Source organism: Bacillus sp. XB1, from assembly GCF_053557995.1.
This window is the reverse complement of the sequence record NZ_JBNRIL010000001.1, coordinates 2,761,324-2,775,023: the sequence shown is the minus strand read 5'-3', so window position 1 is coordinate 2,775,023 and position 13,700 is coordinate 2,761,324. Positions and strand designations below refer to the sequence as shown.

General features: G+C 35.5%; 9 protein-coding genes. 6 read left to right on the top strand and 3 right to left on the bottom strand.

Going from position 1 to position 13,700, the window contains the following annotated elements; genetic code table 11:
* Window positions 1–2,032, top strand: a 2,032-nt coding sequence (locus tag ACK1U5_RS14250; protein WP_448814824.1) for a SpaA isopeptide-forming pilin-related protein, incomplete at its 5' end; no start/stop codon positions are given.
* Between the two features lie 94 nt (window positions 2,033–2,126).
* Here the strand turns inward: ACK1U5_RS14250 and ACK1U5_RS14245 are convergent.
* Complete coding sequence (locus ACK1U5_RS14245) at window positions 2,127–3,830, bottom strand: S-layer homology domain-containing protein (protein ID WP_000726531.1); 1,704 nt, start codon at window positions 3,828–3,830, stop codon at window positions 2,127–2,129.
* A gap of 250 nt (window positions 3,831–4,080) precedes the next feature.
* Here ACK1U5_RS14245 and ACK1U5_RS14240 point away from each other — a divergent pair, with 250 nt between their 5' ends.
* Together ACK1U5_RS14240 and ACK1U5_RS14235 are read left to right on the top strand one after the other, a co-directional pair.
* The gene (locus ACK1U5_RS14240; RefSeq protein ID WP_001999181.1) at window positions 4,081–5,571 is read left to right on the top strand and encodes a coproporphyrinogen III oxidase; all 1,491 of its coding nucleotides are present in this window, start codon (window positions 4,081–4,083) and stop codon (window positions 5,569–5,571) included.
* Between the two features lie 340 nt (window positions 5,572–5,911).
* Entirely contained in the window at window positions 5,912–7,468 is a 1,557-nt protein-coding gene (locus ACK1U5_RS14235; RefSeq protein ID WP_000281979.1) for a fatty acid--CoA ligase, read from the top strand.
* Window positions 7,469–8,016: 548 nt separating this feature from the next.
* Here ACK1U5_RS14235 and ACK1U5_RS14230 read toward each other — a convergent pair.
* Together ACK1U5_RS14230 and ACK1U5_RS14225 are read right to left on the bottom strand one after the other, a co-directional pair.
* Window positions 8,017–8,214, bottom strand: a complete 198-nt coding sequence (locus ACK1U5_RS14230) for a hypothetical protein (protein ID WP_001098258.1) — start codon at window positions 8,212–8,214, stop codon at window positions 8,017–8,019.
* Between the two features lie 134 nt (window positions 8,215–8,348).
* On the bottom strand, window positions 8,349–8,813 hold the full coding sequence (locus ACK1U5_RS14225) for a hypothetical protein (protein ID WP_000954998.1): 465 nt from the start codon (window positions 8,811–8,813) through the stop codon (window positions 8,349–8,351).
* Between the two features lie 187 nt (window positions 8,814–9,000).
* On the opposite strand from ACK1U5_RS14225, the gene ACK1U5_RS14220 reads away from it, so the two are divergent.
* The 3 genes from ACK1U5_RS14220 to csaB all read left to right on the top strand — a co-directional run bounded on the left by ACK1U5_RS14220 (window position 9,001) and on the right by csaB (window position 13,557).
* A complete protein-coding gene (locus tag ACK1U5_RS14220; protein WP_000486654.1) occupies window positions 9,001–10,470 on the top strand; it encodes a SulP family inorganic anion transporter in 1,470 nt (489 codons plus the stop codon).
* A 334-nt stretch (window positions 10,471–10,804) separates the two neighbouring features.
* On the top strand, window positions 10,805–12,325 hold the full coding sequence (locus ACK1U5_RS14215) for a putative polysaccharide biosynthesis protein (RefSeq protein WP_001043998.1): 1,521 nt from the start codon (window positions 10,805–10,807) through the stop codon (window positions 12,323–12,325).
* Window positions 12,326–12,468: 143 nt separating this feature from the next.
* Window positions 12,469–13,557, top strand: coding sequence for a polysaccharide pyruvyl transferase CsaB (gene csaB, locus ACK1U5_RS14210; RefSeq protein ID WP_001241591.1), 1,089 nt, complete (start codon window positions 12,469–12,471; stop codon window positions 13,555–13,557).
* The last annotated feature ends 143 nt before the right edge of the window (window positions 13,558–13,700 follow it).

Below are 13,700 nucleotides of genomic sequence, written 5' to 3'. Positions count from 1 at the left end.
AGGTGTTGTGAAATTCGAAAACTTAGTGCCAGGAAAGTACACGTTAGAGGAAACAAAAGCGCCAGAAGGTTATAAGGCGTTAGAAGTAACAGTAGAAGTAAACGTTGTAGCGAACGAAGTAGTAAAACAAGAAGTTACGAATGAAAAAGTAACAGGTCAATTTGAAATCGTGAAAGTAGATGCGAATGATAAAACGAAATTGTTATCAGGTGCAGAATTCGAAGTGTATAAAGATGGTAAAAAGGTAGCAGAACTAAAAACAGATGAGAGTGGAAAAGTGATGTCACCGAAATTACCGCTAGGTGAATACACAGTGAAAGAAACGAAAGCACCAGCGGGCTACAAGCTTTCAAATAAAGAATGGAAAGTAACAATTCAAAACGAGAAAGAAGAAGTAAAAGTAGAGGCAGAAAACGAAAAAATCTTAGGTTCTCTACAAATTATTAAAATGGATGATAAAGATCAAACGAAACGCTTAGCAGGCGCACATTTTACATTGAAAGATGCGAAAGGAAATGTTGTAAAAGAAGGAATTACAACAGATAAGTCTGGAACGGTTAAAGTAGACGGACTTGTGCCAGGTGAATATACGTTAGAAGAAACAAAAGCACCAGAAGGTTATGAGTTAACAAAACAAATAATTCATGTAACAGTTGACGGTGAAAAAGTTGTTGATGTAAAAGTAACGAACAGTAAGAGCCTTGGTCAATTCGAAATTGTAAAAGTAGATGCGGAAGATAAAACGAAAGTATTATCAGATGCAGAATTCGAAGTGTATAAAGATGGTAAAAAAGTAGATACGTTACGAACAGATAAAACTGGTAAAGTAGTTTCACAGAAATTAGAGCCAGGAAAGTACACATTAAAAGAAACGAAAGCACCACAAGGATATAAGTTGTTAAAAGAAGAAATTGAAGTCGTTGTGGAAGCAAACAAAGTAGTAGAAGTACAAGTAGAAAACGCAAAAGAACTAGGAAGCTTACAAGTAACCAAAAAGGATTCGGAGAGTGGAAAAGTTCTAGCAGGTGCAGAATTTAAATTAAAGAACGAAGCTGGTCAAGTAGTTGGAGAAGCGAAAACAACGAATAAAGACGGTGTTGTGAAATTCGAAAACTTAGTGCCAGGAAAGTACACGTTAGAGGAAACGAAAGCGCCGGAAGGTTATAAAGCGTTAGAAGTAACAGTAGAAGTAAATGTTGTAGCAAATGAAGTAGTAAAACAAGAAGTTATGAATGAAAAAGTGAAAGAAGAAATTACAGGTCAATTAGAAATTACAAAGGTAGACGCTAATAATACAAATAAAATATTAGCAGGCGCAGTGTTTGAAATTTGGAAAGACGGAACAAAAATCGACATATTAACAACAAACAAGAGCGGTAAAGCGACTTCTAAGAAGTTAGAACCAGGAGATTACACTTTAAAAGAAATCCAAGCGCCAGAAGGATATACTTTATCCGATAAGGAAATGAAATTTACGATTTCTAATGAAAAAATTGAAGTTGTAAAGCTTCAAATTACAAATGAAAAAGATCCAGAAAAAGGTCCGGAAAAACCAGGTGAAGGAACAGAAAAGCCGGGTGAAGGAACAGAAAAACCAGGTGAAGGAACAGAGAAGCCAGGTGAAGGAACAGAAAAGCCGGGTGAAGGAACAGAGAAGCCAGGTGAAGGAACAGAAAAACCAGGTGAAGGAACAGAAAAGCCGGGTGAAGGAACAGAGAAGCCAGGTGAAGGAACAGAGAAGCCAGGTGAAGGAACAGAAAAGCCGGGTGAAGGAACAGAAAAACCAGGTGAAGGAACAGAAAAGCCGGGTGAAGGAACAGAAAAACCAGGTGAAGGAACAGAAAAGCCAGGTGAAGGAACAGAGAAGCCAGGTGAGGGAGTAGAAAAACCTAATTTACCAGAAAAAGGACAAGGTTCTTCTAATAATCAACAACTTCCAGCTACAGGACACAATACGAATTACGTTCCATTCATCGGTTTTATGCTTCTGCTACTAGGAATACGTTTAAGATTCATGGCTAAAAATAGCTAAAAGATGTATAAAAGGCATCAGAGATATATAGTCTCTGATGCCTTTTAAGTGAATACAGATAAAATGAAAATATCTATATGGAATGATAAATATGTTAAGCTTCAATTACGCTAAGCATTCTGTTTATAAATGCAGCTGCGTGTGCACGTTGTGATGGTCCTTTTGGTACGAATTGATTAAATTCATTACCTTTTACAATTCCATATCCATACACTCTTTGTACTTCTTCTTTAGCGTAAATTAAGTTTTGGTCTACGAATGGTAGTTCAACTTGTTTTGCAAAAATACCAGCGTGTTTTAGAGAACGATCGATCATAATAACAGCTTCTTCGCGTGTAATTGTAGTATTTGGATCAAATGTATTATCACCACGTCCGCGGATTATGCCTGCGCTTGCTGCACGATTAATACCGTCTCTTAACGATGGGTGTACTTGTTCTAAGTCTGTGAAATTAGCATTTCCACTTGGCAATTGTAAAGCACGAGTAATTAACGTAGCAAATTCAGCACGCGTTACAAGACGTTCTGGGAAGTACTTGCCGTTCCCTTCTCCTTGCATAATGCCTCTAGCTGCTAATTGACGAATGTCTTGTTCATACCATCCACCTGTAATGTCATCAGTTACGGGATTTTTTTGATTTTCCTTATAGTATGTTTCAGTTCCTTTTAAGAAAGCATCCCATTGTCCGCGTTGAATCATAAACGCAGGGCAGTTTTTTCCTGACCAAAATTGGTGTTTTTGGACCTTATCTAGAGAAATATTTAAGTCGTTCATTAAATAAGCTGCCAATTTACGGGCATTTTCTACCGCTTTTTCATAGTTTCCATCTTGATTAACGGCAATTTCAATTCCGATAGATTCATAGTTTCCAGTTTTATTTCCAGCATGCCATCCAACTTCATTTACTGGAAGATGTTGATAAATTTCTTTATCATCTACTGTGAAATGCCAAGATGCGGCGCGATCAGCTGTTCCGCGTGCTTGATTATCTAAGAATTTTGCATGATTTAGAGCATTGGCACCCTTCGCTGTATTAGCTGTTTCGTGAATCGTAATATATTTAGGTACCATCGGGTAGCCAGGGCGAATATCGTCATTTCCTTTTGGGACAATCATTTCTTTAAATGTAACGCCATAAATATTGTTTGTTTGTAGAGCTTCTGGCGATCTCAATAAACTATTTTTAGCAGTACGACTGTTTTTTAATAATGAAGCTTTTGTACCTTCAAATGTAGCAGAAGGTGCATAAATCCATTTTGTTGTTTCATTTATTTGGACTTTAAACCAATTTCCAGCTTGTTCAGTAGGAGTTATGACTTGTGGCTGTAGTTTCCCTTCTTCTTTAAATGATTGGAACGGAAGGGCATGTATGGAAGCTTCTTCTTTTACGATTAATTTTTGATTAGATAGTTTATGAATCTCTTGAACTTCTAAGCTATTATCATTGTTATCTATCCATCCAGCGCCAGTTGGCGTCGTTATGTAATAAGCATTTCCTTTTTTCTTTGTCGCCGTTACGACTTGTTCTGTAATCTCGATATTCGATTTGTTTTTTAAATCATTCGCGGTATATAATGAATGTTTTTTTGAAGTGTATAGTAGGAATTGACCAGTAACCTCGATATCTTCTTCATGAGTACTATGCTCATTAACATGCTCTTTAATACTTTTAAAAACTTGATCTTCCGTATATACTTCAGCGGATTTTTCAGCACTCTCTGCAAATGAATAAGTAGGTGCAAGAACAGTTTGTAATGCAAGAGAGAGAGTTAAAACACTATAAAATTTCTTTTTCATATTTTTTTTAACACATTAGATTATGGAATCTAGTGTTAACATTCCTCCTTTTTATATTGTATTTTCACTATGTATCGATTTTAGTACTAATAAATTTTAACAAGAGAAAATGATGATGTCTATATACAGGAGCGATATTCATAAAAAGAATTATTTGAAAAAATGTAAGAGAAACAGGTAAAACCTTCTGTATTGACCTGTAAACGCCCTTCAAGTAAACTAAAGAGAGTTTGCAAATGAAAAGGTGATAATGTTGTTAATTTCAATTAAAACGTTACAAGATGATCGTTTTTTACGTCCGCTACAAAATATTGGCGGCTTATTTTTTGAAGATAGTACGATTGGATTTGAACAAGAGGAAGCGAATCTTATCGTTGATATACACATTGAGGATAATGTGAAAGCATCCGCTCGATTAACGGATGTTAGCACAGGAAATGTGTATGAAGAAACATTCTCGAAAGATTTATCTGCTTTCACAGATGAAAAAGAGCGTATGAAGCAAGTGAAACACGTTGTTTCTTATGTATATCTTTCTGTTCTTCAGCAGTTAACTGGTATTGAACAAAGCTGGGGTATTTTAACGGGAGTACGTCCGACGAAACTTCTTCATAAAATGCTTCAAAATGGTATGTCAAAAGAAGAAGCGCATCAAGAGCTTCGTGAAAGTTATTTAATTCATGAAGAGAAAATTGAACTTCTTCAGCGCATTGTTGATTGCCAATTAGCAGTTGTTCCAGATTTATACCGTTTGAAAGAAGAAGTAAGTATTTATATCGGTATTCCGTTCTGCCCAACGAAATGTGCATATTGTACATTCCCGGCTTATGCGATTAATGGACGCCAAGGGTCTGTTGATTCGTTCTTAGGTGGTTTACATTATGAAGTTCGTGAAATTGGTAAGTTTTTAAAAGAAAAAGGTGTAAAAGTTACGACGATTTATTACGGCGGAGGTACACCTACAAGTATTACAGCAGAAGAGATGGATATGCTGTATGAAGAAATGTATGAAGCGTTCCCAGATGTGAAAAATGTGCGTGAAGTAACAGTTGAGGCAGGTCGCCCAGATACAATTACGCCAGCAAAGCTAGAAGTGTTAAATAAATGGAACATTGACCGTATTAGTATTAATCCACAGTCATACCATCAAGAGACACTAAAAGCAATTGGACGTCATCATACTGTAGAAGAAACAATTGAGAAATACCATTTAGCTCGTGAAATGGGAATGAACAATATTAATATGGACTTAATTATTGGTCTTCCTGGTGAAGGGTTAGATATCTTCAAACATACGTTAGATGAAACAGAAAAGTTAATGCCAGAATCATTAACAGTTCATACGTTATCATTTAAACGTGCTTCTGAAATGACGCAAAACAAACGTAAATATAAAGTAGCAGGTCGCGAAGAAATTACAGCGATGATGCACGAAGCAGAAGAGTGGACGCAAAAGCATAATTACGTACCATATTACCTATATCGTCAAAAGAATATTTTAGGTAACTTAGAGAACGTTGGTTATGCAATGCCGACGCAAGAAAGTATTTACAACATTGTCATTATGGAAGAAGTACAATCAATTATCGGACTTGGTTGTGGTGCATCAAGTAAATTTGTTCATCCGAAGACGGGAGCAATTACGCACTTCGCAAATCCGAAAGATCCAAAATCATATAACGATGGCTTTGTGAAATATACAGAAGATAAACTGAAAATTTTAGAAGAGCTATTTGCATAAGAAGAAAGAGGTTGTTCCGAGTTGGAACAACCTCTTTTTATCCTGCAGTAACGGGCGGTCCGATTATATCTTGTCAGTTTTTGTCGGTAAGTCGATATATTCGAAAAATCGCTGATATAATTCGAGTTGCGCTGATATATTTTGAAAATCGCTGATATATTTCAAGTTACGGTCGATATATCTGGAAAATCGCCGATATAATTTCATTTACCGTCTAGTGGTACCGTATGTAAAACTATGTCGATAATAATCAGAAAAATTAGTCAAATCATTAAAGGACAATGTCTACTTATGGACGAAATGATAGATTTATGAAAGAGAAAAGGGGGAAATTGTTGGCATGTACATGACGATAGGGAGAATTTTTGATTTATCAGTTGGTAAGTATCCGAATAAAGAGGCGTTAGTGGAACCTGAAAAGAATATTCGCTGGACGTATAAACAGTGGGATGAACAAATAAATAAAACAGCGCACGCTCTATTAGAAGACGGAGTAAGAAAGGGAGATACGGTATCTGTTTACTTATATAATTGCCGTGAATTTGTAAACGTTTACTTAGCCTGTGCGAAAATCGGAGCGATCTTTAACCCGATTAATTTCCGCTTAAAGGCGAAAGAAGTATCTTATATTCTTCAGGACGCATCCTCGAAAGTCGTTGTCTTTGAAAAAGCAGTTGAGTCAACTGTTGCTATAATTGAAAGAGATTTTCCAAATACATCTTTTTGGTCTATAGAAAACGATAAACCTTCCTATGCAAGTTCCTACCATGAAAAAGTGAATGCAGCATCTTCTGAGAAAGTAAATATCGAAATTGATGAAATGGATTATTGTTCAATACTTTATACGAGCGGTACGACAGGTCATCCGAAAGGCGTATTACATCGTCATCGCGAAATGACTGAGCATAGTATGATTTGTACGTATTTCCTTAAATATAATAGAGATAGTGTAGGGCTTGTCGTTGCGCCTTTATATCACTGTGGTGAATTAAACGCTGGAATCATACCACGCATTCAAGTTGGCGGAAAGAATGTTATTTTGCATCATTTTGATACAGAAACAGTATTACATACGATTCAAGAAGAAAAGATTACGACGTTCTTTGCAGCGCCGACAATGTGGAATATGTTGTTGCAAAAAGATTTAGCTCAGTATGATTTAACTTCGATGAAGATTGGTATATACGGCGGAGCAGCAATGGCACCGGCGTTAGTAAAAGAATGTAAAGAACGTCTTTATATTGATCTTGTTCAAATATACGGAATGACAGAAATGGGGCCAGTTGTTGCGTTTCTCGTAGAGGAGGATCAAATTACGAAAGCTGGTTCAGCAGGCACGCCATGCTTTAGCCATGAAGTTCGTATTGTGAAACCGAACGAGGATGCACCGGCAGAACCAGAGGATGTATTACCTCCTTATGAAGTGGGAGAAATTATTTTGCGCGGCCCAACTATGATGGCTGGCTATCATAATCGTGAAGAAGCGAATAAAAAATCGATGTATAAAGGATGGTATCATTCGGGTGATCTAGGCTATTTTGATAAAGACGGTTATTTATTCGTTGCTGATCGCGTTGATGATATGGTAATTAGCGGTGGCGTAAATATTTATCCTCGTGAAATTGAAGATTTCCTTCATAGTCATCCAGGTATATTAGATGTGGCCGTACTTGGTGAGCCAGATGAATTATGGGGAGAGCGTGTTGTGGCGGTTATTGTGAAGAAAGATGAAACAATAACAGAAGCTGATTTAGAAACGTATTGTAAAGAAAGTGATGAACTAGCAGATTATAAACGTCCGCGTCATTATTTATTTGTAGATGAACTTCCTCGTAATGCGAGCGGGAAGTTGCAGAAGTTTGTGCTGAGGGAGTCATTGAAAGGTGCGAAAAAATAAAAAATGAAGGATACCCCATATCTATGGGGTATCCTTCATTTTTCTGTATTAAACAGAAGAAACAATATCTTTGTTAATTCTCGTTTCTTCTTGGTGAAGGTTAATTAGTGCATTTGAAATAAGGTGGAAAAACAAAATGGATGTAATGTCCAAAAAGAAAAGACACCTTAAGGTGCCTCTCTCCGACTTGAACCATTTCATTTCATACGAATCTATCCGTATTACCATTACCCCTTTGTTATGAGTGTAAACACATACTATAAAGCAGAATCGTCTATATACACTAGATTGTTAGTTCACAAAAGACAAGAGATTTGAGATCAATATTGAAGTGACGCCACATCCCCTATAATAATTGATATGTTACGCCTTTTAAAAGAATCTGCTTTATAGAACGTGCCCACAAGTTATATTTTACTACATGTAATATTCATTTAGTGTATTTTTTAATGAATATGTATAATTACATAAACTGTATGAAAAAAAGAGAGTATACTCTGATGTTGTGTAATAAAGATAAAGCCCGCCTACGGAATAGGGGGCTTTTCTTACTTTTTATAAATATTTATTCCAATTATATTATCAGATGAGTCTAAACGAATATAAACGTCAGCTGATAAAAGGTGTGCATTATATATTCTTTGTTTATATGTTGATATCTCGAAGCGTTTTCCATTTAATTCACATTCTAGAATAATCATATCGCCATGTTCTTTCCAATTTATTAATTTAGCAGTTGTATTCATATAAACCTCCTCTGAATCATTTTATGAAAATTAGTAGAGATAGTGTGAGAAAGGAGTTTATATAACAAAAAAAGACACCTTAAGTGTCTTCTTTGATTACTATAAAAGTCGTTGAATGAAATAGGCTTCTATTTTTATTTGCGTGAAAAGCCTTCTTCATCAAGGTATTCCGCAGCTTCTGGATAAGAGTTGAATGTACCGTCTAAGTTTACACCAGCGTACACGTTCCACATGTCATCCTCTGAAATAAGAGTAAGAATATGACCATCTTCGTTCTGCCATTCTTCTTCTTTCGCAGGTTCTACAGGTGCTACTACCTCTTCTTGTGATAGAAGGTCAATTGATTTCTCAATTACTGAACGTAACTCCTCTGCTGAAAACTCACGGATGTTAACCATGCCTTTATCATCTGTTTTATAACCTTTAATACCGCTTGCATATACAAATCCATTTCCATTTGGGTGTAAATGAAATACAACGTTCTTTTTATCTAAACGACTTTCTTCAAAGTGGAAGTTTACACGTTTTAATGATACGTTCTTTCTTTCTAGTTCTGGGAAAGATTCAATAATCGATAATTTTTCTTCAAAAGTTAGCATAGTGCCTCCAAGTATATAGTAAAAGATTTAATTTGTTCATTATAGCATAGTTGCAATTGTTTCCAAAGATAAGGGGAAAACTTTTCGTTGAATACGTTTACGTCACGAGAATGTAAAAAGTGAGCTAACGAATGTATCTTTTTAGGTGTACAATGGAACATGGACTTTATACAAAGGTGGTTTTTTTATGTTTCAAAAAATAGCAAAGGAATGTTTAGCAGGATTTACTGTTGCGATTGTTGCGTTACCACTTGCGATTGCATTTGGTATTGCCGCGACAGGAACGTCTGAGGGAGCGCTTGTTGGATTGTATGGTGCGATTTTTGCAGGTTTATTCGCAGCGTTATTTGGCGGGACACCTGGGCAAGTAACAGGGCCAACTGGACCGATTACCGTTATTGCAACAGGAGTTATTGCGACGCACGGGTTAGAGGCAAGTTTTATTGCCTTTATGATGGCAGGATTATTTCAAATTTTATTCGGTGTATGTAAGCTCGGTTCTTACGTTCGATATATTCCGTATCCTGTCGTTTCAGGATTTATGAATGGTATTGCATTAATCATTATTTTAGGCGAAATAAAACACGTACAAAATAGTTTTTTACTTGTTGTGTTAACGATTATTGTAATGATTGTTTCTGGCAAATGGATTAAGGCGATTCCGTCTAGTTTAGTAGCACTAGTCGGTGTGACAGCTTTGCTTCCTTTATTTTCTTCTCTACTCGAAGGACTTACAGTAAAGTTACCGATTATCGGAAATCTTTCACTAAATAAAGTAATTGAAAAGATTGGAACCATTCCAGAAGCGATGCCTACGCTTCATATTCCATCTTTAAGTGGAACAGGAATAGCAGCACTTATTTTACCAGCGCTTAGTATTGCTTTATTAGGATCGATTGACTCGTTGTTAACATCGGTCGTAATGGATAATGTGACAGGTACACGTCATAAAAGTAATAAAGAGCTCGTTGGACAAGGTATCGGTAATATGATGAGCGGATTGTTTGGCGGATTAGCAGGTGCAGGTGCGACTGTAAGGTCTATCGTGAATATAAGAAGTGGCGGTAAAACGGCACTTTCGGCATGTATGCATAGTGTTATCTTATTTATTTTTATTATGGGTCTTGGTTCGGTCGTACAATATATTCCACTTGCTGTATTATCAGGTATTTTAATTTTAACTGGTATTGGAATGTTCGATTGGGGAAGCATGAAAAAGATGCATGTCGCTCCTAAAGGTGATGTCGTTGTTATGCTCGTAACGATGATTGTAACGGTGAAGTTCGATTTAATGATTGCTGTTGCCTTCGGTATTATTCTTTCGTTCATCATATATATGGTGAAATGTAAAGAACGTAAAACTTCTATCGTAAAAGAAAAAGAAGAAACGTACACAATTCAAGGGCCGCTCTCTTTCCTATCAGTAGATCGTATTTTCTCTACTTTACAAGATGTGAAGTCACCGGTTGTTTTACGTATGAAAGATGTGCGTTATATGGATGTATCAGGAGCTATGGCATTATTAAATTTTGTTGAGCAATCAAATAAAGTAGGAGCAAGTGTAAAGCTTGAGCAAGTACATCCGAGTATTGAAAAAACAATCGCAGTAATGGCAAGCGATGAACAGAAAGAGCAATTGAAAATCTTAAGTGTTTAGATAGTAATTAGAATATCTCACAATTTTACATAAATTATAATGTAGAGTTGTGGGATGTTTTTATAATGTTTTTAGTAATATGTATCGCAGTGACAGAGAGGAAGGGCTCTTTTGGCGTAACAGAAACGCTTATAGTGTGTATATATATAATGGAAGGAATTAGAAAAATATTGTGAAGAGACAGGCTTAAATGGGTTCGCTTTTCTATTTTGAAAAAAAAACCAAGTATTCAACCTATAATAAATTTGTTATGATAACCAATGGGATAAAATGAATTCCTATCGCTTAAAACAATATGTTTGAGAGTATATGTATAAAAGAAAAGAGAAAAAATATGAATAAAACATTTGTAAAAGGAGCAGCAATTTTAACCATTACAACTTTTTTGTCAAAATTGCTTGGTAGTTTTTTTCAAATTCCATTACAAAATATTGCAGGAGATGAAGTGCTCGGTATTTTTCGCCTTGTTTTTCCTGTATATATGATTGCTCTTACATTATCGGTAGCCGGAGTTCCACTTGCAATTTCGAAACTAATTGCAGAGTTGAACGAAAAAAATAAGCAAAAGGAAATTGCGAAATTATTTAAATCAGCGTCAATTATTGGGATAGCATTTGGCGTTTTCGGCTGTTTAGTCATTGTATTATTTTCTATTGAAATTGCGAATATGCTCGGTGGACAAGAAACTAGAATGCCGTTGCTTATTACTTCATTAGCATTACTCATTGCGCCATACATGGCGGTGTATAGAGGGTATTTTCAAGGTTTCGGTGATATGAAACCAACAGGGGTATCACAGGTCATTGAGCAATTTGTACGTGTGTTTTTTATGTTAATAATTGCTTACATACTAGTATCATGGGATAAGAGTAATACTGTTATTACTAGTGGTGCGATGGTTGGCTCTTTTCTTGGAGTCATTAGTTCGCTTATATATTTGCGTATAAAATATAATAGAAGTCCATACTACAATAAAAGCAATTCCTATTCGCTCCGAGATTTAAGAGAAAACGGCAAAAAGATATTGCGGGTATCGATCCCAATCGCTATCGGAGCTTTATCAATGCCACTTTTAAATTTAGTAGACTCGCTTACAATACCGCATGTATTACAAGGATCATCAACAGAAATTCAAGAACAATTTGGAATATACAGTCGCGGTTTTGCATTCACACAAATAATTGTTATTTTTGCAAGTGCAATTGTATTTCCGTTAATACCACTCTTAACTTCCGCATTGGCCAAAAGAGATATAAATTTGGCGAAAATAACAATTCAAAATACAAATCGACTAGCGCATGTTTTGACAGCACCGTTAACAATATGGTTGATGGCATTAACCGTACCGTTAAATGTCGGATTGTTCACAGACGTAAAAGGCAGTAGTATGTTAACAGTTATGATTGGCAGTTCGTATTTTACTGCGGTTATGGTATTATCAATAGGTGTTTTACAGGGCATTAACCGTTCTGCACAAGCTGCATGGATTGTTATTGGTGCGAGTTGTGTGAAAGTCATGCTAAACATGATGTTCGTGCAGAAGTTTGGCATAGATGGAGCGGCGTATAGTACATTAATTACTTACGTATTGATTTGTATTGTAAATCATTTGTATATTCGAAGCTATATTGCCTATTCTATTCATTTAAAAAGCTTTTTCGGTGTGCTAGCAATAGCATGTATTTTGGGACTAGGATTGTATGAATTATGTAATGTGATAGATGTTACAACTTCAAGAATTATGACGTTATTATTCAGTGGTATAGCATTAAGTATTACAACCATTTTGTATGGTGTATGTGCTTTGAAATTAAAATGGATATCAATAAACAAAATACCATTTTTGAAAAGATAAATATAGAAATTTAATTTTTTATTATAATTCATATGAACTGATAAAGAGGAAACTATGTAGGGTATCAAGTGTTTAGGTAAGGAATGGGTACTAGTTTATGTTAGATGAAATAAACGGTTACCTAGTTTTGGAGGAGATTTAGGGTGCGTTTAGTCTTATCAGGATATTATGGTTTTTATAATGTTGGAGACGAGGCGATTCTACAATCAATTATTGAATCGTTAAGTAAAGAGAACCCGGATATAGAACTAGTAGTACTATCAAATGATTCTAAATATACAAAGGAAATGTATGGTGTAGAATCGGTAGATCGCTGGGATATAAAAGCTGTTTATCATGCGATAAAAAACAGTGATGGAGTTATTAGCGGTGGCGGGAGCCTTCTTCAAGATCAGACAAGTACGAAGAGTATTCTATATTATACGGGTATTATGGGACTCGCTCGATTATTAAAAAAGCCGTATTATATTTATTCACAAGGAATCGGTCCAATTACAAAAGGATATAATCGTCTATTAGTAAAATGGAACTTGTCAAAAGCTTCCTATGTATCAGTTCGAGATGAGGATTCGTTTTTATATTTAAAAGAACTTGGCATAAAAAACGATATTGAAATTGTTCCAGACCCTGTTTTAACATGGAAACGGACAAAACAATCGGATTGGTTGCAAAAGCATTCGATACATGGAAAAGTAATCGCGGTTAGTGTGCGTTATTGGAATGCAAAAGAAGATTATATAAAAAAATTAGCTGCGGCATTAAAAAAATTAAAGCAAGAAGGATACCAAATTCTATTTGTTCCAATGCATGAGCCATTTGATCAAAAAGCTTCGCGTGAAGTAGTAGACTTAATGGGAGAAGAGACGTATATGCTTCCATATAAAATGGATATCGACGAGAAAATATTCATTTTATCACAATGTTCATTACTAATTGGTATGCGTCTTCATGCACTAGTTTTTTCTGCTGTAGCCAAAACTCCAATGGTCGGGATTTCATACGATCCGAAAATTGATTCGTTTTTAAGTCAAGTGAATCAGCCAGTTATAGGAAGTGTGGATGGCGAATGGAGTGCTGAGTATTTATATGAAATTGCGAAAAAGCAATTAATGCAACAAGGAACTGTGCAGCAAGAGTTACAATTGACAATAGATGAGCTTCGGTTGCAAGGCAAACAGGCAACAAAGAAACTCATTGATCATATGGAAAAAGGCACTTTATTAAAAAAGTAAAGTGTCTTTTATTTTGTTTTGAATTTAATGAAAATTCTAATTAAAAAACGTTTTATTTTAATTCCTATTTATTATGCTAAAATGATTGTGATTATTATATAATCAAATTTGTGATAATAAATTCGTAGATTACGAGGAGGATA